This is a genomic window from Actinacidiphila oryziradicis, from assembly GCF_005047355.1.
GTDB lineage: Bacteria > Actinomycetota > Actinomycetes > Streptomycetales > Streptomycetaceae > Actinacidiphila > Actinacidiphila oryziradicis.
Genome location: NZ_SUMC01000013.1, coordinates 93,815 through 116,825, shown reverse-complemented (window position 1 = coordinate 116,825; position 23,011 = coordinate 93,815). Strand labels below are relative to the sequence as shown.

The window sequence follows — 23,011 nt, the reverse complement described above, 5'->3', positions numbered from 1 at the left end:
GGAGCACGATAATCACACCATTGAGTCCCGCCTGTGGATAACTTTCCCGGCTGTCCCAGCGGACCTGGCAGCATGGCGGGGTGACCGCAGCAACGCACACCTCGCTCTCCCCCGCCTTCCCCACCGTCCCGGCGCCGACCCAGTTCCCCGCTCCACCGGACGGGGCTGACGGCGTGCTCGACGGGCTCGACCCCGAGCAGCGCGCCGTCGCCACCGCGCTGCACGGGCCGGTATGCGTGCTGGCCGGGGCCGGCACCGGCAAGACCCGGGCGATCACCCACCGGATCGCGTACGGGGTGCGGGCCGGGATACTGCAGCCCGCCAGTGTGCTGGCCGTCACCTTCACCAACCGTGCGGCGGGCGAGATGCGCGGGCGGTTGCGCCAGCTCGGCGCGGGCGGCGTGCAGGCGCGCACCTTCCACTCGGCGGCGCTGCGCCAGCTGCAGTACTTCTGGCCGCGCGCGGTCGGCGGCCAGATGCCGCGGCTGCTGGAGCGGAAGGTCCAGTTCGTCTCCGAGTCGGCGGCCCGCTGCCGGATCCGCCTCGACCGCAATGAACTGCGCGATGTCACCAGCGAGATCGAGTGGTGCAAGGTCACCCAGACGGTGCCCGAGGACTATCCGGCCGCCGCTGCGAAGTCCGGCCGTGACGTCCCCCGGGACCCGGCCGAGACGGCGCGGATCTACGCCGCCTACGAGCAGCTCAAGCGCGAGCGGGGGATGATCGACTTCGAGGATGTGCTGCTGCTGACCGTCGGCGTCCTCCAGGAGCGGCCGGATGTGGCCGAAAGCGTACGGTCCCAGTACAAGCACTTCGTCGTCGACGAGTACCAGGACGTCAGCCCGCTCCAGCAGCGGCTGCTCGACCTGTGGCTCGGCGACCGGGACAGCATCTGTGTGGTCGGCGACGCCTCCCAGACCATCTACTCCTTCACCGGCGCCACCCCCGACTATCTGCTCGGTTTCCGCACCCGCCACCCGGACGCGACGGTCGTGAAGCTGGTCCGGGACTACCGCTCCACCCCGCAGGTCGTCCACCTCGCCAACGGACTCCTCGCCCAGGCCCGCGGCCAGGCCGCCCAACACCGCCTGGAGCTGGTCTCGCAGCGCGAGGCCGGTCCCGAACCGGCCTATGCGGAGTACGCCGACGAGCCCGCCGAGGCCGAGGGCACCGCACGCCGGATCAGGGAGCTGATGGACGGCGGGGTGCGCCCCAGCGAGATCGCGGTCCTCTACCGGGTCAACGCCCAGTCCGAGATCTACGAACAGGCGCTGGCCGACGCCGGGGTGCCGTACCAGCTGCGCGGCGCCGAGCGGTTCTTCGAACGGCCCGAGGTGCGCGAGGCCGGGCTGCTGCTGCGCGGCGCCGCCCGGGCGGGAGGGACGTCCGAGCCGGGTCTTGACGACGCCGATCTGCCCGCGCAGGTGCGGGCGGTGCTCAGCTCGCGCGGCTGGGCGTCCGAGCCGCCGTCCGGATCGGGAGCGGTCCGGGACCGCTGGGAGTCCCTGGCGGCCCTGGTGCGGCTCTCCGAGGACTTCGTACAGGCCCGGCCGGCCGCGACGCTGGGCGACTTCGTCACCGAGCTCGACGAGCGGGCGGGCGCCCTGCACGCGCCGACGGTCGAGGGAGTCACCCTTGCCTCGCTGCACGCCGCCAAGGGCCTGGAATGGGACGCGGTGTTCCTGGTCGGCCTCACGGAAGGCACGATGCCGATCACTTACGCCAAGACCGACGAGCAGATCGAGGAGGAGCGGCGGCTGCTCTACGTCGGGGTCACCCGGGCCAGGTTCCATCTCGGTCTGTCCTGGGCGCTCTCGCGCTCCCCGGGCGGCCGCGGCGGCCGGCGTCCCTCGCGCTTCCTGGACGGCCTGCGGCCCGGGTCCACCCCCCGGGGAGCGGCGGGCAGGCCATCGACCAGCAGGGGCGGGGTGGAGCGCGTTCCAAGCGCCAGGAAGAAGCGCGGCCCGGTGCACTGCCGGGTGTGCGGGCGCACTCTGTCCGAGGCGGGCGAGATCAAACTGATGCGCTGCGAGGACTGCCCCTCCGATCTGGACGAGGCGCTGTACGAGCGGCTGCGCGAATGGCGGGTGGCGCAGGCCAAGGCGCTGGGCCAACCGGCCTATTGCGTCTTCACCGACAAGACGCTGCTGGCCATCGCCGAGGTCCGTCCCATGGACGCCTCCGGCCTCGCGGTGATCGCGGGCGTCGGGGCCCGCAAACTGGACAAGTACGGTGCCGATGTCCTGGCCCTGTGCAGAGGCGAGGAGCTCGCCTCCGGGGCGGGAGAAGAAGCTGTTGCAGAAGAGCCAGAAAAATAGTTTGCGCCCGCCGTGGAGATCCCCATAGCCTCTCTGAGCACGGGCACCGGGACTCTTCCAAGAGCCCCAGGAACCGTGATGTACTAAGCAAGCACGTCCGACAAGCTCTACGAGACGCCGAAGGAGGCGGATTCCAATGATCAGCATCATCAACGTCACGCAAATGACCGATCGATCGGTCGTTGCCGCCCGCCCGCTCGGCTTCTCGCTGCCCGTCAGCGGTCTGTCCGGCGTCCCTGCCATGGGCAGTGGCCTGGGCGGTGTCCGCATTGAGCGACAGACCAAGGCACTTGCGGTAGCGGCGACGGCACAGGCGCAGGCCTATGCCTTTGCGGACACCAACGGTGCCGGCAATCGGACCAAAAACGGACAGAAGAAGCAGCACCACCCCATGTGGGACCTCCGCAGGTTTGAACCCTGGAGTGATCCAGTCTGATCCACGATCAGGCCGGCACCTTCCAGGGCCGCGGAATCCCAGACCGGGATCCGCGGCCCTTCTGTTTTCCAAAAACCCAACAGACGAGGAACGAACCGACCGTGCACCCCATCCCGCACGCACCGTCCGTATCGCACGCCGACCCGAAGCCCCCGCCCACTGACCACTCGGAGGTCCCGTTGCTGCCCCTGACCGAGCTCGATGACGAGATCGAGCGCCTCGGCGTACCCGTCCCGTGCCGGACCTACGACCCGGAGGTCTTCTTCGCGGAGTCGCCGGCCGACGTCGAGTACGCCAAGTCGCTCTGCCGGACCTGTCCCGTGCTGGAGGCTTGCCTGGCCGGTGCGAAGGACCGCCGCGAGCCCTGGGGTGTCTGGGGTGGCGAGCTCTTTGTCCAGGGGGTCGTGGTGCCCCGGAAGCGGCCCCGTGGCCGCCCGCGCAAGAACGCGGTCATGGCATGACCCGCCCAGTCCTCGGAACGATCGACCGCCCTCATACGCACGACCCGCAGAAGCAGGACCCCACGATGACCCCGTCCGTCACCGACGCCCCCGCACCGCCCGCCGACGCGCACACCTCGCGTCAGAACAGGAACCTCGAAATGCAACTCATGCCAGAAGCCCTGGCCCGTGTCCATATGCAACAGCGCCTCTATGAGGCCGAGCATGAACGCAGGGCCCTCCGCCTGCTCAGCGCCCGGCGCCTCCAGCGCCGTGCCGAGCGTGTCTCGCTCCGCGCCCGCCGCGCGCTGGCGCTGGCCGTGATGCAGTAATCCGGTGTCCGGCCGGCACCGATCTCAACCGCAGGGCCCATCCATTCGGATGGGCCCTGCGGTGCGTTGTCCGCTTTTGCGGGCGTGCGGGGATATCGTCGGCGGGTGGATCAGAAGACTCAGGACCCTGTCGATCCGGGTGAGTCGGTCGCGCTCGCCGGCGCCGTCAAGACCACCGTCTGCGCTCGCTGCGGCGCCGCCCGCGAAGGGCTGCCGATCACCTGGACCTGTTCCGTGGAGAACGGCAGCCGCGTCTACTTCTGCGACGGCTGCTCCCGAGCCAACCTGCGCAGCATCGAAGGCCGTCTCGACTCCGCCTGGTGGTAGCCAGGCCCTACGCAGACTCCGCTTCACCCTCCTCCGCGAAGCCCGGGAGCCACTCCCGCAGCTCGTCCCGGAGTCGCACCGTCGCCGTCAACTGGCACAGCACACCGATGGTGCTCAGCGTCACGCGATGGATCAGCAGATACGACGGCGGCAGATTGAGCTGCTTGCCCAACTGGTGGGCGGGCGAACGCGGATCGGCGATCCGTGCAGCCTGGGCCCGCATCCAGCTACGATCAAAGGCGAACGCCTCCACCCTGGCGGGCTCGATGATCGGCCGCAGATAGTCCAGGACCGCGTCCGGGTCGAGCGCAATCGTCGGCTTGACGAAGCCTTCCTGGCGGAGCATCGAGTGCACGGATTCGGCGTCGTCCGCCAGCGCCAGCCGCAGGGCGGTGCCTATCGGCAGCGGCAGCCCCTCCGGGAGCCGGTCGACGGTGCCGAAGTCCAGCACGCCGAGCCGCCAGCCTTCCGCCGGGCCGTCATCGACGAGCAGCCGGAAGTTGCCCGGGTGGGAGTCGGCGTGCAGCAGCCCGGTGCGGGCCGGTCCGGCGAAGAGGAAGCGGGCCAGCAGCTGGCCGGCTCGATCCCGCATCTCCTTGCTGCCCTTGGCGATCACCTCGGCGAGCGGCACCCCCTCCATCCAGTCGGTCACCAGCACCTGGTCGGCCTGGTGCACCACATCCGGAACCACCACGTCCGGGTCGTCGGCGAACTCCACGGCGTGGATGCGCTGGGCCTGCGCCTCCAGCGCGTAGTCCAGCTCCTCCGAGATCCGGGCGCGCAGCTCGGCGATCAGCGGCTTGATGTCCATCCCGGGGATCAGCGGGCCGAACAGCCGGGCCACCCGGCCCAATTGGTTCAGATCCGAGAGCAGCGCGTCCCCGGCGCCTGGATACTGCACCTTCACCGCGACCTCGCGCCCGTCGTGCCACACCGCGCGGTGCACCTGGCCTATCGAGGCCGCGGCCGCCGGCTTCTCGTCGAATCCGGAGAACAGCGATCTCCAGTCCGCGCCCAGCTGCTTCTCCAGTACCGCGTGCACTGTGCGGGCCGGCATCGGCGGCGCGGCCTCCTGGAGCTTGGTGAGCGCCGCCCGGTAGGGGCCGGCCATCTCCTCGGGAAGTGCCGCTTCGAACACCGACAGAGCCTGGCCGAATTTCATGGCCCCGCCCTTCAGCTCCCCGAGGACCTTGAACAGCTGCTCGGCGGTGCGCTCCTGCAGCTCGATCGCCACTACATCGGCGGGCCGGCCGCCGAGCCGCTTGCCGAGTCCCAGAGTGGCGCGGCCCGCGAACCCCAATGGAAGCGCCGCCAACTTCGCGGTGCGAGTCACCGCTTTGCGCGGAAGGTCAGACATGCGCCCCTCATTTCCGGTCGGTCACGCGGTCATTCTGCCCCGCCGCCCCGCAGACGCATCGCGGGTCCCCCGGCACCGGCCGGATATCCATTGTCAACCGGGCCAGCCCGAACTCCACCCGCGCCCCCGAACTTGGCGGGGTCCGGCCGTCCAGCCTGGCCAGAACATGTGCCGCAGCCGTGCCCGCGACCGCTGTGGCCAGCGCGATGTCACAAGCCTGGACCCCCGCCGGGCGCCCCGACCGCAGCTGGGCCAGGACCCGGGGCCAGGCCGGGTCGGCGTCGGTCAGCTGCTGTGCGAGACATCCCGCACACCCCGTGCGGCCCGGTAGCACCAATGGTCCCACCACGCCCATTCCTTCCAGCACCCCGGTATAGAGGTGCGGGATGCCCGCGGTGAGCAGCGGGCCGGCCTCGTCCGGCTCCGGGGCATATGCGGCCAGGCCGTCGCGCGGGGCCAGCACCACCAGATCGAGCCCCGGCTCCGGGGCGGCCCGGGGCCCGCGCCGCCCCAGCGCGGCTGCCCGGGGGTCGGGCGCCGCGCGTCGTACGGTCCCGCGTCCCGCCGCGTCCCGCCGTTCGCCGATCTGCTCGGGGGGAATCCCGCAGGGGCCCACATCCCACGGCTCGACCCGGCCGGCGTCCCGCACCTCGACCCGGCCCACCCCTGCGGCCGACAGCAGCGCCGCGACCGCCGCCCCGACCCGCCCCGCGCCGACCACCCGCACCCGCGCGCCGCGCCGGTCCCGTATCCGCGCCGCCGCGCCGCCCGGCCCTGGGTGCACCACCGACAGCGCCGCGAGATCGGGCCGCAGCCGGTCCATCGCCGCCGCCCGGTGCCTTACCGCCCGGGCCAGCTCGGAGTGCGCCGCGGCGTCGTCGAGAACGCCGCCTTCGGCGAGCAGCCCGAGCAGCCGGTGCGCCTGCCGTGGTTCGAGTCCCAGGGCCTCGGCCTCGCGGGAGAGCGGGCCGAGCCCCCGGGTGCCGTCGAGAAGATCGAGAAAGCCGGCCGCCGCTCCGTCGACCGAGTCGAGTACAACGGCGTGCGCCGGGTCGACGCCGAACTGCACGCTCTCGCGATTGCGCCAGCTTCTCCGCATGGCCGTCTTGAGCATGGGACGCATGTTCATGATCACCCCGTGATTCCCCGTGGTTTTGCTGTATCCAGAATGCCCGCACGTGCCGACGGCCGGCGAAAGTTATCCACAGGTTCTGGTCTTTAATCGTTCAATATGAGCGCTGGGTGATTCTGGGGCGGTGGTTTTTTTGCGCGGGCACGCCGGGGGGCAGGACTTCCACGGCCCAGGACGGGTAAGTTCGAGACGTGTCCGCCGACCCAGCCCACAGCCTTTCCAGTCAGCGCCTGCGCGGCCCCCGGACGAGCACGGTCGAGGTGCGCCGCAGCGCCCGCCGCCGCAGCACCGTCTCGGCCTACCGCGAAGGCGACCGCACCGTGGTCCTCATCCCGGCCCGGATGTCCGCCACCGAGGAGCAACGCTGGGTGACGGTCATGCTCGACAAGCTGGCGGCCCAGGAGAGCCGGCAGATGCTGGGCGACGACGAGCTCGCGGCACGCGCCGCCCAGCTCTCGGCGCAGTACCTCGGCGGCCGTGCCGCGCCGGACATCGTCCGCTGGGTCACCAATCAGAATTCGCGATGGGGTTCCTGCACCCCGTCCGAGGGCAGCATCCGCCTTTCGCACCGCCTTCAGGGCATGCCGGAGTACGTCATCGACTACGTACTCCTCCATGAGCTGGCCCATCTCCTCGTCCCCGGGCACGGGCCGCGCTTCTGGAAGCTTCTCGACTCCTATCCGCGCACCGAGCGGGCCCGCGGTTATCTGGAGGGCGTGGTGGCCGCCGGCCGGCTTCCCCATCTTCCGGCGGCCCGCCAGGAATAGCCGCTGACACACCGAGCGGTTAGCCTGTCGCAACGTACAGGTACTTGACGATGGGGGACGGTCGTTCGCATGGCCAGGGAGTTCCAACGCGGCCACAAGGCCAAGATCGGTGATCTGACGGCGGGGACGGATCTGTACATCGGAGTGCAGATCGCCGGTCCGGGTCTGACTTTCGACATCAGTTGCTTCGGGCTCGACACCCACGAACAGCTGTCGGACGACCGTTACTTCATCTTCTTCAACCAGCCGAAGTCACCCGAGGAAGCGATCCAGCAGCTCGGCCCGCAGGCCGGCGACAGCGAATCCTTCCGCGTGACGCTGGAGCGGATACCGCCGGAGATCCAGAAGTTGTCCTTCACCGCGACGATCGACGGCCCCGGACAGATGTCCCAGGTGGGCCCGGGCTACATCCGGATCGTCGCCGGTGGTGAGGAAGTTGCCCGCTACGCGTTCAATGGCGCCGAATTCACGACCGAGCGCGCGGTGATGCTCGCCGATGTCTATCTGAAGGATGTCTGGCGCTTCGCCGCCGTCGGCCAGGGCTTCGACGGAGGCCTGGACGCGCTGCTCAAGAACTTCGGCGGCGAGGTCGCCGAGGAATCTCCGGTGGTGCCGCAGCAGGCCGCAGCCCCGGGCTTCGCGCCCCCGGCCGCCCCGCCAGCGGGTTTCCCCGCCCCCGCCCCGGCCCCGGCCCCGGCCTTCGGAGCACCGCCGCACGCGCCCACCCCCGCGCCGGCCGGCCCGCCGCCGCTGCCGGCGCTGGGCAATCCCGCGCTGCACTCCGCGCCCACCATGGTGGCCCCGGTGGTACCCCCGCCAGGCCAGCCGCCCTTCGGTCAGGTCCCGCCGCCGCAGCCGCCACCCGGATTCGGCCAGGCCGGACCGTTCGGGCAGGTGCCGGCGCAGCCCGCGTTCGGCCAGGCCCCGCCGCACACCCCGACGCCGGCCGCGCCGGCCGGAGCGGGACTGGCGGCAGCGATCGAGAAGTACCGGGAGGCCCCGACCGGGCAGCGGTGGACACAGCAGAACGCCAAGCTGATCCGGGCAGACCTGTCCCAGGCCGGAGGCCAGCCCGTACTGGCCCGGCAGGGCAGCATGGTGCTGTACCAGGGGAAGGTGGAATTTGGCTACAAGGGCGCCGGGTTCGCCGGCCGGATCGTCGGTAATGCCACCGGCCAGGAGATGCAGCTGATGCGCTGCACCGGCCGCGGCCAGGTGTTCTTCGCCGAGGACGCCTCCTATCTCCACCCGATCGAGCTCCAGGGGGACGCGATCTGCGTCTCCGCCGAGAATGTGCTCGCTTTCGACGAGAGCCTCCAGCACGAAGTGCGCCGGATCGAGGGCCACGGCATTCCCGGCGGCGCACTGTTCACCATGCAGTTCCAGGGCACCGGCACAGTGATCGTCAAGACGCACGGCACGCCGGTGGTGCTGCCGGTGACCCCGACGACGTACGCGGACTGCAACGCGATCGTCGCGTGGTCGGCTGCCTCGCAGGTGATTCTCTCCAGTCAGGTACGGCTGCGCCGGAACGCGTACCCCGGTCACAGCGGGGAGACCGTCAACCTTCAGTTCCGGGGTGCGCCCGGCAATTTCATCATCGTCCAGCCCTACGAGGTGTGAGACCGCCAATGGACCAGACAATGATCACGGGCTTCGCGCCGACCCCGCCCGCCGCTCGTATGGAGACCCATGGCGGAAAGATGCTCAAGGTCGTCATGCAGAGCGGCCAGGACCTCTTCGCGCGCACCGGCTCCATGGTCGCGTACGAGGGCTTTGTGCAGTACGAGCCGAATCCGCCGGCCGTGCGGCAGATGGCTTCACAGTGGATCACCGGCGAGCGCGCCCCGCTGATGAAGTGCAGCGGCGACGGACTGCTCTACCTTGCGGACTACGGTGCCGATGTGGTGTGCGTCTACCTCAACAACGAGGCGCTGTCCGTCAACGGCAGCAACCTGCTCGCCTTCGACGCCCAGTTGCAGTGGGGCGTCGAGAGGGTCAAGGGACTGGCGAAATTCGCCGGCCAGGGCCTGTTCAATGTGGGGGTCTCGGGCACCGGCTGGGTAGCGCTGACCTCGCGCGGCACCCCGGTCGTCGTCGACTGCGGTCGTGGCGAGGACGACACATATGTCGACCCGGACGCGCTGGTCGCGTGGTCGACCGGGCTGAAGACGAAGTCGAAGCGCAGTTTCAAGGCGTCCTCGCTGATCGGCCGGGGCAGCGGCGAGGCGTTCCAGATCGGGTTCTCCGGTCAGGGATTCGTCGTCATACAGCCCAGCGAGGACAGCACAGACCGTCTCCGGATCCGGGGCTGAGGGGGAGCGAACACACCATGCAGAGCCCGCTTTTCGTGAACACCGAGGTTCAGTCCGACGACCTCTACGCCCTCCAGAACCCGTACCTGCTGCGGGTGAAGCTCGACGGCAACCGTGACTGCCTCGCCCGCAAGGGCGCCATGGTCGCTTACCAGGGCCTGATCGAATTCGACGGCGAGTACCAGTCCCCGGGGCAGCGCGGCGCCCGCTACCGCACCGGCGAGGGCCTGGACCTGATGCGCTGCTCCGGGCAGGGCACCGTCTATCTGGCCAATCTCGCCCAGCACATACATATCGTGGAAGTCGACCAGGACGGCCTGACCGTGGACAGCGCATATGTGCTGGCTCTCGATTCGGGGCTGCACTGGGAGGTCATCGCCGTGGACAGCCAGTTCGGCGTCTCCGGCACCGGCGCCTACAACCTCAACATCTCCGGGCGGGGCAAGGTCGCCCTGATGACCTCCGGCGCCCCGCTGCTGCTGCCGGTCACCCCGGAGAAGTACGTCTCCGCCGACGCGGACGCGGTTGTCGCCTGGTCGACCTCACTGCGCGTCCAGATGCAGGCGCAGACCAGCTCCTCGGGCGTTTTCCGGCGGCGCGGCAACACCGGAGAGGGCTGGGAGCTGCAATTCCTCGGCCAGGGGTACGCCCTGGTGCAGCCCAGCGAGCTGATGCCGCCGCAGAACGCGCAGCTCGGCCAGGGACTGGCCGCGCAGTACGGACTGGGCGGCCAGGGCGCTCATGGGCAGAACCAGGGGAACATCTTCACAAACGGGTAGCCGGGCCGCCCACCCCACGTCGGCCCGCACCGGGGCCCTGCTCAGATGCCGAGCACGACCCTGGTGCGGGCCAGCAGCCGCTGGACCGAGTCGTCGGCGACATCGCCAACTCTCTCGTATCCGTACCATTTGAGGTCCAGCGACTCCTCGCTGATCGCCTCCACCGCACCCGGCGGGGCCAGCACGGCGTACTGCACATCAAGGTGCCAGGCACAGGGTGTGTGGTGCCGGTCCAGCGCCACCGGTGCGCTGCTCAGCGAGGTCAGCCCGGCTATGCCGGACTCCTCGGTGGCCTCGCGGAACGCCGTTGCCGCCAGGGAGGCATCGTCCGGCTCGCAGTGACCGCCCATCTGGAGCCACATCTTCAGCTTCTTGTGGAGGGTGAGCAGCACCCGCCCCGACGAGGGGTCCACCACCAGTGCGCTCGCCGTGATGTGCCCGTCCCCGCAGGCCTTCCACATGCCGTCCGGGTGGGCGGCGAGATGATCGAGGTAGCCGAGCCGCAGCCGCTCCTGCTGCGCGTCGGGCGCGTCCCACTCCTTCAGAACGCGCACCGCGTCCGCGTGCAGCGTGCTCACTTCTGCTCGTCGTCCTCGCCCTCGGTCTCGTCCTGCTCCTGGTCCTTGTCCCGCTTGCCGGCGGCTTCCCCGAGCATCTTGTCGAGCTCGGAGAAGTCAACGGACTCCCGGTGCACAAAGCCGTCCGGATCATCGAGATCCCCGGCGGTGGGCAGCATGTCGGGGTGCCCCCACAGTCCGTCGCGGCCGTCCACCCCTCGAGCGTCGGTGAGGGACGCCCACAGCCGGGAGGCGTCCCGCAGCCGGCGCGGCCGCAGTTCCAGGCCGATCAGTGTCGCGAAGGTCTGCTCGGCGGGGCCGCCGGTCGCCCGGCGCCGCCGCAAGGTCTCGCGTAGCGCACCGGCGGACGGCAGGTGCGGGGCGGCGGCCGCGTGGACGACCGCGTCCACCCAGCCCTCGACCAGCGCCAGCGCCGTCTCCAAACGGGCCAGGGCCACCTTCTGCTCGGGGGTGTCCTCGGGCTGGAACATGCCCTGCTGCAAAGCGTCCTGCAACGCCTCGGGATTCGACGGGTCGAGCTGGCCGACGGCGTCCTCCAGCTTCGCCGTGTCGACCTTGATGCCGCGCGCATAGCCCTCCACGGCGCCGAACAGATGCGCCCGCAGCCATGGCACATGCGCGAAGAGCCGCTGGTGGGCGGCCTCACGCAGGGCGAGATACAGCCGTACCTCCTCCTGCGGCACGCCCAGGCCCTTGCCGAAGGCGGCGACATTCGCCGGGAGCAGCGCGGCCTTGCCCGCCGGGCCCAGCGGCAGGCCGACATCCGTCGAGCCGACGACCTCGCCCGCCAGCGTGCCCAGCGCCTGGCCGATCTGGGTGCCGAACATCGCGCCGCCCATGGAGCGCATCATCCCGAGCAGCGGGCCGGCCATGGCCTGCATCTCCTCGGGCAGTACGTCCCCCATAGCGGCGCCGACCCGCTCCGCGACCGGGTCCACCAGGTCCTTCCAGACAGGGAGGGTCGCCTCGACCCACTCCGCCCGGCTCCACGCCACGGCCGTCCCCGCGCCCGACGGCAGCGAAGTCGCCCCGTCCAGCCACAGGTCGGCCAGCCGCAGCGCTTCCTCCACCCAGGCGCGGTCGGCCGGGCCGATGCTGCTGTCCTTGGTGCCGTCCGGGGTGCCCTGGGCGACGGTCTGGCGGGCGATGTCCTTGGCCATGTCCCAGTTCACCGGGCCGCCCTCGTACGAGAGCATCTGGCCGAGCTGCTGGAAGGCCTGGCCCAGGTCGTTCGGATTCAGGGAGCCGAACATGGCGGCGAAGGGATTGTCGCCGCCGGCGCCCCCGCCGAAGCCGAAGGGGTTCATGGGGCCCTGCCCGCCGCCCTGGTGCTTGCCCGGGTCCCCGTCCTCGGGCTCCTCAGGAGGGACTCCGAATCCGAATGGGTGGTCGCTCACGGGATTCCTCGGCTCTGTGTGTTGTGGCCTGTACCTCCAGCCTAGACACCCGTCAGGCAGGATGGCTGCGTACTAAGTGCGCACCTCGCTACAGAAACAACCGTGGGAGACGTCCGGTGAGTTCCCCAGAACAGAACGTTCGCTCAGGGCGGAGCGGTGCCGCGGCCGGTCACGGCCCGGTCGTCGCGATCACCGGCGCGGCCTCCGGAGTCGGGCGGCTGCTAGCGCTGCGGCTGGCCGAGTCCGACCAGGTCAAGAAGGTCATCGCTATCGACGAGCGGCGCGGCGACGTGCCCGGCGCCATTTGGCGGGTCCTGGATGTGCGGGACCCGGTGATCGCCGAGCGGCTGCGCGGCGTCGATGTCGTCGTGCATCTCGGGCTCGATCTCGACCTCGAATCCGATCCCAAGGCACGCACCGCCTTCAATGTGCGCGGCACCCAGACCGTGCTCACCGCCGCCGCGGCCGCCGGGGTCCGGCGGGCCGTGCTCTGCACCTCGGCCATGGTCTATGGTGCCCAGCCCGACAATGACGTTCCGCTCGCCGAGGACACGCCGCTGCGAGCGACGGCGGAAGCGAGCTTTGTCGGCGACCTGCTGGAGATCGAGCGGCTCGGCAAACGCGCGCCGCGCGCTCATCCCGGGCTCAATGTCACGATTCTGCGTCCGACGGTACTCGTCGGCGGTACGGACACCTCGCTGACCCGGTACTTCGAGTCGCCACGCCTGTTGGTGGTGGCCGGCAGCCGGCCGTGCTGGCAGTTCTGCCATGTCGAGGACCTCGTATCGGCGCTCGAATACGCCGCCCTGGAGAAGGTCGACGGCGAGATGGCCGTCGGTTGCGACGGTTGGCTGGAGCAGGAGGAGATCGAGGAGCTGAGCGGAATCCGCCGCATGGAGCTGCCTCCCGCCATCGCGCTGGGCGCCGCCTCCCGGCTGCACCGGCTCGGGCTGACCCCCTCCCCGGCCGGGGATCTCGCCTACACGATGCACCCCTGGGTGGTGAGCGGCAGCCGGTTGCACGAGGCGGGCTGGCGCCCCCACTGGACCAACGAGGAGGTTCTCGCGGAGCTCATCGAGGAGGTCGCCGGGCGTAACTCCGTCGTCGGCCGTCGGCTGGGCCGCAAGGACGCCACCACCCTCGGTGCCGCCGGTGCGACCGTCGCCCTTGTCGGCACCGCCGCCCTCGTGCGCCGCGCCCGCAAACGGCGCGGCATCTAGGGCCGGACAGGCCCCGGGACGAGCCGCCCGTCCGCCGGGGCTTCCGGCCTCGGCGGACGGGTGGGAATACACCCCCGCATGCGGCAGCATGGCGGCATGGAACAAATCAGGCTGCTCGCGATTCGCGAGGCCCCGCTCTCGGTGGACGAGGTGTTCGGGGCTGTCGGCCACGATGAGGCCGGCGGCACGGCGCTGTTCGTGGGGACGGTGCGGGATCATGACGGCGGCTCCGGGGCCGAGGTGACGGGGCTCGGCTATTCGGCGCATCCGACGGCGGAAGCGGAGATGCGGCGGATCGCGGAGAAGGTGGCGGCGGACTACCCGGTGAGGGCGCTGGCCGCGGTGCACCGGGTGGGCGATCTCAGGGTGGGGGACCTTGCGGTGGTCGTGGCGGTGTCGTGTCCGCACCGGGGGGAGGCGTTCGCGGCGTGCAAGCGGCTGATCGACGACCTCAAGCGGGAGGTGCCGATCTGGAAGCACCAGTCGTTCGCCGACGGTACCGAGGAATGGGTGGGCGCCGCCGGGCAGTAATGGCGCTGGGGTTGCGTAACTTTCGACCCGGCCCGAACGTTGGAATACCGGGCGGTTAATCTGCTCATAGTTCCTTCATTGATATGCGCGGGGTCTGGAGGCCGAATGGCTGCGCTCGCCTGGTTGCTCATCCCTCTGGTCGCCGCGGTGGCCGCCGCCCTGTGGGGCGGCTGGGCCTCCCGTAGGCGCTCGACCGGTGATGTGGCGTCGCTGGCGGACTATGAGCGTTTCCGTGACGCCATGCAGAAGTAAGTCCGGCTCGGGTTCGCGCTGACGGAGCAGCCCCGCGGGGCGTCTGTCGGACCCGTCCCGTACTGTCGTTCCATGCCACGCCGCACCGCGACGCTGCTCGCCTCGACCTTGACGCTGATAACGCTGCTGTGCGTCGCACTGCTGATGCCGGTGCCGTATTCGGAGATGTCGCCCGGACCGACCGTGAACACCCTGGGGGAGCACAGCGGTGAGCCGGTGCTCCAGATCTCCGGACGGAAGACGTATCCCACGAGCGGTCACCTCAATATGACCACTGTCCGGGTGACGAGCGCCGACTTCACCATGAATCTGGTGGAGGCGGTCTCCGGATGGCTCTCGTCGGACGAGAAGGTCGTCAAGCACGACATCCTCTACCCGAAGGGCCAGACCGCCCAGCAGGCGGACCAGCAGAATGCCGAGGAGTTCACCCAGTCCCAGGACAGCGCCAAGGTCGCGGCACTGAAGGAGCTGGGCATATCGGTCGGCGGCCGGGTGATCGTCTCCGCGGTCGTCAAGGGCGCGCCGGCCGAGGGCGTGCTGCACGCCGGCGACGTGATCAAGGCGGTGGACGGCACGACGGTGAAGGCGGCGGCCGATGTCGCGAAGCTGGTCACCAAGCACCAGCCGGGTGAGAAGGTGGTCTTCACGATCGTCCCGGTGAAGAACGCCGGCAAGAAGGGCGCGGCGACCGAGGATCTCTCGATCACCACCAAGAAGTCCAACGACAGCGGGAAGTCGCGGGCGGTTGTCGGCATCCAGGCCGGGGTGGAGCACACCTACCCGTTCAAGATCGATATCAAGCTGGCGGATGTGGGCGGCCCGAGTGCCGGTCTGATGTTCGCGCTCGGCATTGTCGACAAGCTCACCCCGACCGATCTCACCGGCGGCAAGTTTGTCGCGGGCACCGGCACGATCGACGACAACGGCACGGTCGGCCCGATCGGCGGCATAGACATGAAGACCATCGGCGCGCGCAGCAAGGGCGCCCAGTACTTCCTGACGCCTTCTGACAACTGCGCGGAGGCCGCCAAGGACACGCCGAGCGGGCTGACGCTCGTCAAGGTGAAGACCATCGGCGACGCGATGGATGCCCTGAAGGACATCCGGACCGGGAACACGGCGGCCCTGCCGAGCTGCTCGGCGAGCTAGGCCGTGTCCGGCCGGTCATGGGCGGTCAGGGCGTCGTCCGGTGCGGTACATCGCAAGGCGCCGGAAAGCACGCACAGCGGCTCTGTTCGGGCCCGGACGCGCCAGCGGCAAAAGGGCCGTTCATGATCGGCCGCACACGGCCCAGAGCTGCCTGGGCCCCTCCCGGGCAGCGTCGGCCGGAGGCCCAAGCAGCTCCGCCACGAGGGCCTTCGGCGCACGCGCCGGGCGGACAGGCCCTACGCCTCGAAGGTGGCTGCCAGGGCGTCCGCCAGGCCGGGCACGAGTCCGGCGCCGGTGAGCACCTCGGCCGCGGAGTCCTTCTCGCGGAGCCGTACGGCGGACTCACGGGCCCCGTTCCTGAGCACTGCCACGGTCATGCGTACCTCTTGGCGCTCGGGGTGGGAGGCGACCCACTTGGCGAGGGCGGCCTCGTCGAGGCCCTCGGGGATGGCTTCCTCTGCGGTCGGCGGGAGCATCAGCCGCTCAACGGTCATGGCGCACCCGGCGATGACATCCGGCCAGGCGATGGTGGCGAGGAATTCGTCGAGCGGGGCCCCGGCGGGCAGTTCGTCCTGCTCGATGGGGGTCAATGCCCCGGCGGTCTCCTCGCCGAGGCCCAGCTGGTCGGCGAGCCCGGGCTCTTCGGTGCGCAGTTGCGCGGTGTCGACGAGTGCGAAGAGCCTGGCGGGCTGGTCCCAGCCGAGACCTGACGTGTACTCGTCGATTTCTAGTACGGCCCGGGTAAGCGGGCTTGAGGCAAGTGGCGCACCATCGGACGCAATGTTGGACATGGTCAATATCCTGCCTGTTCGGACCCGGAAAACGGGAACTGAGTAAAGCCTGAGTAAGTTGCATCAGTGGGTGCCGGCCGGGTGCCCGCACGAAACTCATACTTCGAGGTGCGAACCTTGGCATTCCAGATGCCGGACCGCGGCGGAGGTCCGCCGGGGCCGCGGATCAGAGTAGGCCGTACGTCGCGGCGTACCCGGACGTTGCTCATGACAGTGGGGGTGCTGGCCGTGCTGGCCATGGCCTTTGTCATGTTCGCGGGGGTCTGGACGGACTGGCTGTGGTACCGATCGGTCCACTATTCCTCGGTCTTCACCACCACCCTGTGGACGAAGGTCGGGCTCTTCTTCGTCTTCGGCCTGCTGATGGCCACGGCAGTCGGCGTCAATATCTACCTGGCGCACCGGCTGCGGCCTCCGCTGAGCGCGATGTCGCTGGAGCAGCAGAGCCTTGACCGCTACCGGATGGGCATCGCTCCGTACAAGAAGTGGGCGGTGCTCGCCGTCTGCTGCCTGGTGGGGCTGATCGCGGGCGGTTCGGCGGCCGCGCAGTGGAAAACGTGGCTGACGTGGACCAACGCCACGCAGTTCGGCACCAAGGATCCGCAGTTCCACCTGGACGTCGCGTTCTACGCGTTCGACCTGCCGTGGTACCGCTTTCTGCTGAGCTTCGGTTTCGCGGCCGTGGTGCTCGCCCTGCTGGCCTCGGTCCTGGTGCACTACCTCTACGGGGGCCTGCGGATCACTTCGCCGGGCGCCAAGGCGACTGCGGCGGCGACCGGCCATCTTTCGGTGCTGCTCGGACTTTTCGTCTCGCTCAAGGCTGTGGCGTACTGGCTGGACCGATACGGGCTCGCGGTGAAGTCCAGCAACCTCAAGTCCAATGAGTGGACCGGGCTGCGGTATGTGGACGCGAACGCGTATCTCCCGTCCAAGACGATCCTGTTCGCCATCGCCGTCATCTGTGCGCTGCTCTTCTTCGCCACGCTGTGGCGGCGCACCTGGTCGCTGCCGCTCATCGGCTTCGGCCTGATGGTGCTGTCGGCGATTCTCATCGGCGGCCTGTACCCGGCGATTGTGCAGAAGTTCCAGGTGCAGCCGAACGAGGCGGCCAAGGAGCAGCCGTACATCCAGAAGAACATAGACGCGACACGCGCGGCTTACGGCATCGACGGCACCAAGGTGACGGATTACTCGGGCACGAGCACGAAGTCCAAGCAGCAGCTGCGCTCCGACGCCGACACCGAGGCGGCCATCCGGCTGCTCGACCCGAATGTCGTGTCGCCGACCTTCCAGCAGTTGCAGCAGGTGCGTGGCTACTACGCGTTCCCGTCCACCCTGGATGTCGACCGCTACACGGTGAACGGCACGGAGCAGGACACCGTGGTGGGGCTGCGTGAGCTGAATCTGGCCGGCATTCCGCAGAACAACTGGATAAATGACCACTTCAAGTACACCCATGGCTACGGCATGGTCGCGGCCAAGGGCACCACGACGACCTCCAGCGGGGCGCCGTCCTTCATCGAGTCCGACCTGCCGACCAAGGGCGCCCTGGGAACGTACGAGCAGCGGATCTACTACGGCGAGCAGACCACGCAGTACTCGATCGTCGGCGACCCGGTCACCAAGGAGATCGACTACTCCGACGACAGCGGTGAGAAGAGCTTCACGTACACCGGCAAGAGCGGGGTCTCGCTGAAGAACCCGATCACCAGGGCGGCCTACGCGGCGGCCTTCGGGGAGCCGCAGATCCTGTATTCGGGGGCCATCGGCAGCGACTCCAGGATCCTCTACAACCGCACCCCCAAGGAGCGGGTCGAGGCGGTCGCGCCATGGCTGACCATCGACGGGGACATCTATCCGGCGGTGGTGAACGGCCGTATCCAGTGGATCGTGGATGCCTACACGACCAGCAACGGCTATCCGTACTCGTCGCGTACGACGCTCGGTGACACGACGGCCGACTCGCTGACCAACGGCCAGCGGGCGGTCCTCGCCCAGCAGAACAAGGTCAACTACATCCGCAACTCGGTCAAGGCGACCGTGGACGCGTACACCGGCAAGGTGACCCTCTACCAGTGGGACACCAAGGACCCGGTGCTGAAGACGTGGATGAAGGCGTTCCCGAACACGGTCAAGAAGAAGAGCGAGATCAGCAAGGCGCTGATGGACCACTTCCGGTATCCGCAGGACCTCTTCAAGGTGCAGCGCCAGCTGCTGACGAAGTACCACGTCACCAAGGCGTCGACCTTCTACAGCGGCAGCGAGGTGTGGCAGGTCCCGGACGACCCGGCGGCGAAGACCGGCAAGTCCGTGCCGCCGTACTACCTGAGCCTGAAGATGCCTGACCAGAATGCGCAGGCCTTCTCCCTGACCACCACGTTCACACCCAGGGGCCGGGACAATCTCGGCGCCTTCATGGCGGTGGACGCGGACGCCACGAGTTCCGACTACGGCACGATCAGATTGCTGAGACTGCCATCGAACACACCGGTGTCCGGGCCACAGCAGGTCCAGAGCCAGTTCAACTCCGATGAGACGGTCGCCGAGAAGATCAGGCTGCTCAAGGGAGGCGACTCGACGGTCGAGTACGGCAATCTGCTGACGGTTCCGCTGGACGGGGGCCTGCTCTATGTGGAGCCCGTCTACGTACGCGGCGCCGGCACCAACTACCCGCTGCTGAAAAAGGTGCTGGTGAGCTACGGCGGCCAGACCGAGTTCGAGAACACGCTGGACGCCGCGCTCAACAAGGTCTTCGGCGTCGCCGGCGGCACCACCCCTCCACCGCCTACGGGGACGACCGCACCACCGGCCAACTCGACGGTGACTCAGGCGCTGGCGGATGCGCAGAAGGCCTATGACGCGGGGCAGAAGGCGCTGAAGGCCGGTGACTGGACGGCCTACGGGCAGGCGCAGAGGGATCTGGCAGCCGCGCTGAAGCAGGCGCAGGCGGCCGCGAAGAAGGGCTGACCGGGCACACCCCGCGCCGTGGTACGGTTACGACACAACGGCGCGGGGTGGAGCAGCTCGGTAGCTCGCTGGGCTCATAACCCAGAGGTCGCAGGTTCAAATCCTGTCCCCGCTACTGTATGAAGGGTCCGGAGTCAATTGACTCCGGGCCCTTTCACTTGTGGTCGTGGTTGTAGGTTCACACCGGGGTTCACTAGTAGGGGGGATATGTCGCTCCTACAGGTTTGGTCTGGCATGATGCCGGGGAAGTCGACAAAGCGCTGAAGTGACTCAACGGGCCGCGGCATACCAGGTGTACTGCGGGTACGGATGGTGCGACGATGAACCTTATGGGGGATGGTGCAAGGCTGCTGAATACTCGTCAGATCCCTGAACGCGGGCCGACGGGCGGTACGCCCGTGTCCGCGCTCGTACCCGTATCCGGACCCGTGCCAGGACGCGTCCCCGCCGTCGGAGACCTGCTGCCGGCCCCGCGTCCCTCCGACGACGACCGCATCGTACTGGCGGAGGACGGGCTCCCGGACGAGGAGAGCCTGGAAGCCCGCGAGGAGGCCGAACTCGAGGCACGGCACCGCCGGGCCGCCGACAACGGCGACGCCGCCGCCATGAGCATCCTGGGCACCATGCTGCTGCGCCGCGGTGACCTCGAGGGCGCCGAGCCGTATCTGCGCGCCGCCAGCGCCGCCGGCGACCGCGCCGCCGCCAACAACCTCGGCCTGCTGCTGCACCAGCGCGGCTACGGCGACGAGGCCGCGGACTGGTGGCGGATCGCCGCCGTCGCCGGCTCCGCCTCCGCCGCGCACGCGCTCGGACGGCACTTCCGCGAGCGCGGCGACGAGCCCGGCGCGGAGTACTGGCTGCGCCAGGCCGCGGAGTCCGGGCACACCCTGGGCGCCTACGCGCTGGCCGACCTGCTCGACCACCGGCGCGACGTCGGCGCCGAGCGCTGGTTCCGGGCCGCCGCCGAACACGGCCACCGCGAGGCCGCGTACCGGCTCGCCCGGATCTGCGCCGGGCGCGCCGAGGACCGTGAGGCCGAGCAGTGGTACCGGCAGGCCGCCGCGCGCCGCCACCGGCGGGCCGCGCTGCGCCTCGGCACGCTCCTGGAGGAGCGCGGCGAGACCCAGGAGGCCACCCGCTGGTATCTCACCGCCGCCCGCGACGGCGAGCCCCGCGCCGCCTGCGCGCTCGGCTTCCTGCTGCGCGACGCCGGCGACATCGACTCCGCGGCCACCTGGTGGCGCCGCGCCGCCAACGCCGGTGACGGCAACGCCGCCAACGCGCTCGGCGCGCTGCACGCCCAGGAGGGCGAGACCCAGACCGCCGAGCGCTGGTACCGCGCCGCCCTCGACGCCGGCGACATCAACGGCGCCTTCAACCTGGGCCTGCTCTGCGCCGGCCAGGGCCGCACCGCCCAGGCCGAGCAGTGGTACCGCCGCGCCGCCTACGCCGGGCACCGCGAGGCCGCCAACGCCCTCGCCGTACTGCTGCTCCAGCACGGCGACGACGCCGGCGCCGAGCCGTGGTTCTCCAAGGCAGCCGAGGCCGGCAGCATCGACGCCGCCTTCAACCTCGGCATCCTGCACGCCGGGCGGGGCGAGGACGCCGCCGCCCGCAAGTGGTACGAGCGCGCCGCCGCCGCCGGGCACATCGAAGCTGCCCTCCAGGTCGCCATCGTCCTCCAGCGCGAGGGCGACTCGCACAGCGCCGAGCGCCACCTGCGGTGCGCGGCGGGCGGCGGCAGCCCCGAGGCCGCCTTCCGGCTCGGCGCGCTCCTGGAACGCCAGGACGGCGAGGGGCCCGGCGAAGAGGCCGAGGAGTGGTACGCCCGCGCCGCCGGCCAGGACCACCGCCGGGCCCAGGTCCGGCTCGGCATGTGCCACGCCAAACGCGGTGACGTCGTGGACGCCGCCCACTGGTACCGCCGCGCCGCCGAGGCCGGCAGCCGTAACGGTGCCTTCAACCTCGGGCTGCTGCTGGCCCGCGAGGGCGCCGAGCCCGAGGCCGCCCTGTGGTGGACCCGCGCCGCCAACGCGAGCCACGGCCGCGCCGCCCTGCGGCTGGCCTTGCTCGCCGCCCGCCACAGCGATCTCGCCGAGGCCCAGTCCTGGTGCGCCCGCGCCATCGAATGCGGCCCCGCCGAGGTCGCGGAGCGCGCCGCGCGGCTCGCCGACGCCCTCCGCCAGGAGCTCACTGCCTGACAGCGTCGCGGCGATCGGGGCGGGAGCTGTCGCCCTGAGCGGCGCTCCCCGGCCGCGCTAAGGATTTGCGCTGCTCAGCGCGGCCGGGCTACAGTAAAGACACAACGGCGCGGGGTGGAGCAGCTCGGTAGCTCGCTGGGCTCATAACCCAGAGGTCGCAGGTTCAAATCCTGTCCCCGCTACTGCGAAGAAGGCCCGGAAGCAATCGCTTCCGGGCCTTCTTGTCGTGCCCGGCAGAGCCTTGGCAGCCCGCGCCCTTAAGGGTTGGGTACAGCGCGGGAATGGTTCGGGCAAAGCTCCGCGCACGCGCTTGGGTACACGGTGTTACCGCGCGATCCTGTAACAACGCAGGGGGCTGCGGGAGGAGGCGGTGTTGCTGCGCAGACGGCGTAGGCGGCCGGTCGAGGTGGTGGATGCGGCGCGCTGGCGCGGGCTGTGCGGGGATGCGCTGTTGGGCGGGGCCCCGGGCGTGGAAAGACTTCTCGCGGAGCTGCGGGCGGCGGCACAGCGGAACGCGGCGTACGACCGAGAGGCGGCGCTGGACGCGCTGCTGGACGCGCCGCCGGAGCTGTGGCTCCAGCTGGACCGGTTCGCGCGGCGCACCGAGCAGCAACGCCTGGAGCTTCACGGCGGGGATCTGCTGGGGCTGCTGCTGGCCTCCCTGGACCGGGACGGCCGGCTTCGGCAGGCCGCGGTGGAACGGCTGGCCGGTACCGGCGGCCCGCTGGCGGTGAGCGCGCTGGCCCTGCGGACCGCGGACTGGGTGACGCCCGTACGCGAGCGGGCGGTGGCGGCCCTGACCAGGCGGACAGCGCCGGACGAGGCTGCCGCGGCGGTACGGCTGCTGATCAGATTGCGGGACCGGCACCGGTCAGGCGGCCTGATCGAGGCCTACGGACGGGTGCTGGCGGAGCCGGAACGGCGGCGTGCGGTGCGGGCCCTGGCGGCGGACGAGGATCCGCCGACCCGGCGGTTCGGGGTCGGGCTGGCGCTGGAGCTCGGCGAATACGTACGGGGTGATCTGCTGCGTACGGCGTTGCGCGACCCCGATCAGGCCTGCCGACGGCTGTGTGCCCAGCGGCTGCTGGAGCTCGACCCCGAACAGGCGGGGCGGCTTCTCGGCTCCCGCTCCGCCGTGGTGCGGGAGCTGGCGGTGGCGGCACTCCCGGACGACGTACCGGCGGCCCGCCTGGTGGGGCCGCTGGCCGACCGGGCGCGGATCGTGCGGGCGCAGGCCCGGTGGCGGCTCTACAGCCGCGGGGAGCCGCCCGTGGACGTGTACCGCAAGCAGCTGGCCAAATGCGGCCCCTCCACCCCGGCCCGGCTGGCCGCCGGACTGGCCACCGGCCTCGGTGAATGCGGCGAGGCCTCCGATGTCGCCCTGCTGCGCCGGCTGACCGCCCCCGTGCCTCCGGTCGCCTGGCCGCCTCTCGTACGGCGTTCCGCCGTGCACGCGATCGGCCGGCTCGTCAGGCCCGCCGACCGGGTGACCGTACTGGCGCCCCTGGCCCTCGATCCCGACCCGGGCGTCGCCCGAGAGGTCTTCGAGGCGCTCCTGCCCGTCGCCGGCTCCGTACCCCTGGAGACCATCTGGCTCGGCCGCGCCCACAGCGAGTCATCCGTCCGCCGCGCCGCCGACCGGCTGCTCCGAGCGGCCAAGTCGGCCGGCCATGAACGGCCGGACACGGCTTAGCGCGGACGCCCGAGCGCGCGAACGCGCTC

21 protein-coding genes and 2 tRNA genes are annotated in these 23,011 nt (G+C 70.2%); 18 read left to right on the top strand and 5 right to left on the bottom strand.

Annotated features, from left to right (window positions below; genetic code table 11):
* Positions 1 to 80: 80 nt before the first annotated feature.
* The 5 genes from FCI23_RS16530 to FCI23_RS16510 all read left to right on the top strand — a co-directional run bounded on the left by FCI23_RS16530 (position 81) and on the right by FCI23_RS16510 (position 3,853).
* Positions 81 to 2,318, top strand: coding sequence for an ATP-dependent DNA helicase UvrD2 (locus tag FCI23_RS16530; RefSeq protein ID WP_211265348.1), 2,238 nt, complete (start codon positions 81 to 83; stop codon positions 2,316 to 2,318).
* A gap of 136 nt (positions 2,319 to 2,454) precedes the next feature.
* Complete coding sequence (locus FCI23_RS16525; protein ID WP_136724650.1) at positions 2,455 to 2,754, top strand: hypothetical protein; 300 nt, start codon at positions 2,455 to 2,457, stop codon at positions 2,752 to 2,754.
* A 101-nt stretch (positions 2,755 to 2,855) separates the two neighbouring features.
* A complete protein-coding gene (locus FCI23_RS16520) occupies positions 2,856 to 3,215 on the top strand; it encodes a WhiB family transcriptional regulator (protein WP_136724649.1) in 360 nt (119 codons plus the stop codon).
* The gene (locus FCI23_RS16515) at positions 3,212 to 3,526 is read left to right on the top strand and encodes a hypothetical protein (RefSeq protein ID WP_136724648.1); all 315 of its coding nucleotides are present in this window, start codon (positions 3,212 to 3,214) and stop codon (positions 3,524 to 3,526) included. Before FCI23_RS16520 ends, FCI23_RS16515 begins: the two co-directional genes overlap by 4 nt.
* Positions 3,527 to 3,631: 105 nt before the next feature.
* On the top strand, positions 3,632 to 3,853 hold the full coding sequence (locus FCI23_RS16510) for a hypothetical protein (RefSeq protein WP_136724647.1): 222 nt from the start codon (positions 3,632 to 3,634) through the stop codon (positions 3,851 to 3,853).
* Positions 3,854 to 3,860: 7 nt separating this feature from the next.
* Here FCI23_RS16510 and FCI23_RS16505 read toward each other — a convergent pair whose 3' ends face one another.
* Together FCI23_RS16505 and FCI23_RS16500 are read right to left on the bottom strand one after the other, a co-directional pair.
* Positions 3,861 to 5,210 carry an ABC1 kinase family protein gene (locus FCI23_RS16505; RefSeq protein ID WP_136724646.1) on the bottom strand — a complete coding sequence of 450 codons (1,350 nt, stop codon included), beginning with the start codon at positions 5,208 to 5,210 and terminating at the stop codon, positions 3,861 to 3,863.
* Positions 5,211 to 5,217: 7 nt separating this feature from the next.
* Entirely contained in the window at positions 5,218 to 6,339 is a 1,122-nt protein-coding gene (locus FCI23_RS16500; RefSeq protein WP_136724645.1) for a TOMM precursor leader peptide-binding protein, read from the bottom strand.
* A 194-nt stretch (positions 6,340 to 6,533) separates the two neighbouring features.
* Here FCI23_RS16500 and FCI23_RS16495 point away from each other — a divergent pair, with 194 nt between their 5' ends.
* From FCI23_RS16495 to FCI23_RS16480, 4 genes are all read left to right on the top strand, one after another.
* On the top strand, positions 6,534 to 7,109 hold the full coding sequence (locus FCI23_RS16495) for a M48 metallopeptidase family protein (RefSeq protein ID WP_136724644.1): 576 nt from the start codon (positions 6,534 to 6,536) through the stop codon (positions 7,107 to 7,109).
* A gap of 69 nt (positions 7,110 to 7,178) precedes the next feature.
* Positions 7,179 to 8,732, top strand: coding sequence for a TerD family protein (locus FCI23_RS16490; protein ID WP_136724643.1), 1,554 nt, complete (start codon positions 7,179 to 7,181; stop codon positions 8,730 to 8,732).
* Between the two features lie 8 nt (positions 8,733 to 8,740).
* Entirely contained in the window at positions 8,741 to 9,424 is a 684-nt protein-coding gene (locus FCI23_RS16485) for an AIM24 family protein (RefSeq protein ID WP_136724642.1), read from the top strand.
* A 17-nt stretch (positions 9,425 to 9,441) separates the two neighbouring features.
* Complete coding sequence (locus tag FCI23_RS16480; protein ID WP_136724641.1) at positions 9,442 to 10,203, top strand: AIM24 family protein; 762 nt, start codon at positions 9,442 to 9,444, stop codon at positions 10,201 to 10,203.
* A 41-nt stretch (positions 10,204 to 10,244) separates the two neighbouring features.
* Here FCI23_RS16480 and FCI23_RS16475 read toward each other — a convergent pair whose 3' ends face one another.
* Both FCI23_RS16475 and FCI23_RS16470 read right to left on the bottom strand, forming a co-directional pair.
* Entirely contained in the window at positions 10,245 to 10,781 is a 537-nt protein-coding gene (locus FCI23_RS16475; RefSeq protein ID WP_136724640.1) for an NUDIX hydrolase, read from the bottom strand.
* Positions 10,778 to 12,178, bottom strand: coding sequence for a zinc-dependent metalloprotease (locus FCI23_RS16470; protein ID WP_136724639.1), 1,401 nt, complete (start codon positions 12,176 to 12,178; stop codon positions 10,778 to 10,780). The genes FCI23_RS16475 and FCI23_RS16470 overlap by 4 nt, the downstream gene beginning before the upstream one ends.
* 116 nt (positions 12,179 to 12,294) lie before the next feature.
* On the opposite strand from FCI23_RS16470, the gene FCI23_RS16465 reads away from it, so the two are divergent.
* The 4 genes from FCI23_RS16465 (at position 12,295) to FCI23_RS16455 (ending at position 15,330) form a co-directional block, all read left to right on the top strand.
* Positions 12,295 to 13,398 (top strand): SDR family oxidoreductase, encoded by a 1,104-nt coding sequence (locus FCI23_RS16465; protein WP_136724638.1) that lies wholly within the window; start codon positions 12,295 to 12,297, stop codon positions 13,396 to 13,398.
* A 96-nt stretch (positions 13,399 to 13,494) separates the two neighbouring features.
* Entirely contained in the window at positions 13,495 to 13,929 is a 435-nt protein-coding gene (locus FCI23_RS16460; protein WP_322973844.1) for a molybdenum cofactor biosynthesis protein MoaE, read from the top strand.
* Positions 13,930 to 14,034: 105 nt separating this feature from the next.
* A complete protein-coding gene (locus FCI23_RS56405) occupies positions 14,035 to 14,181 on the top strand; it encodes a hypothetical protein (RefSeq protein WP_169316816.1) in 147 nt (48 codons plus the stop codon).
* Positions 14,182 to 14,253: 72 nt separating this feature from the next.
* Positions 14,254 to 15,330, top strand: coding sequence for a YlbL family protein (locus tag FCI23_RS16455; RefSeq protein ID WP_211265347.1), 1,077 nt, complete (start codon positions 14,254 to 14,256; stop codon positions 15,328 to 15,330).
* 236 nt (positions 15,331 to 15,566) lie between these two features.
* Here the strand turns inward: FCI23_RS16455 and FCI23_RS16450 are convergent, their stop codons facing one another.
* Entirely contained in the window at positions 15,567 to 16,121 is a 555-nt protein-coding gene (locus FCI23_RS16450) for a PPA1309 family protein (RefSeq protein WP_136724636.1), read from the bottom strand.
* A gap of 129 nt (positions 16,122 to 16,250) precedes the next feature.
* Between FCI23_RS16450 and FCI23_RS16445 the strand changes: the two genes are divergently transcribed.
* The 5 genes from FCI23_RS16445 (at position 16,251) to FCI23_RS16425 (ending at position 22,982) form a co-directional block, all read left to right on the top strand.
* Positions 16,251 to 19,088, top strand: coding sequence for a UPF0182 family membrane protein (locus tag FCI23_RS16445; RefSeq protein WP_136724710.1), 2,838 nt, complete (start codon positions 16,251 to 16,253; stop codon positions 19,086 to 19,088).
* 41 nt (positions 19,089 to 19,129) lie between these two features.
* Positions 19,130 to 19,203 (top strand) — tRNA-Met (locus tag FCI23_RS16440).
* A 205-nt stretch (positions 19,204 to 19,408) separates the two neighbouring features.
* Positions 19,409 to 21,289, top strand: a complete 1,881-nt coding sequence (locus tag FCI23_RS16435) for a tetratricopeptide repeat protein (protein WP_407645972.1) — start codon at positions 19,409 to 19,411, stop codon at positions 21,287 to 21,289.
* 108 nt (positions 21,290 to 21,397) lie between these two features.
* Positions 21,398 to 21,471: transfer RNA gene (locus tag FCI23_RS16430), tRNA-Met, on the top strand.
* A gap of 188 nt (positions 21,472 to 21,659) precedes the next feature.
* Complete coding sequence (locus FCI23_RS16425) at positions 21,660 to 22,982, top strand: hypothetical protein (RefSeq protein WP_407645971.1); 1,323 nt, start codon at positions 21,660 to 21,662, stop codon at positions 22,980 to 22,982.
* Positions 22,983 to 23,011 lie beyond the last annotated feature (29 nt).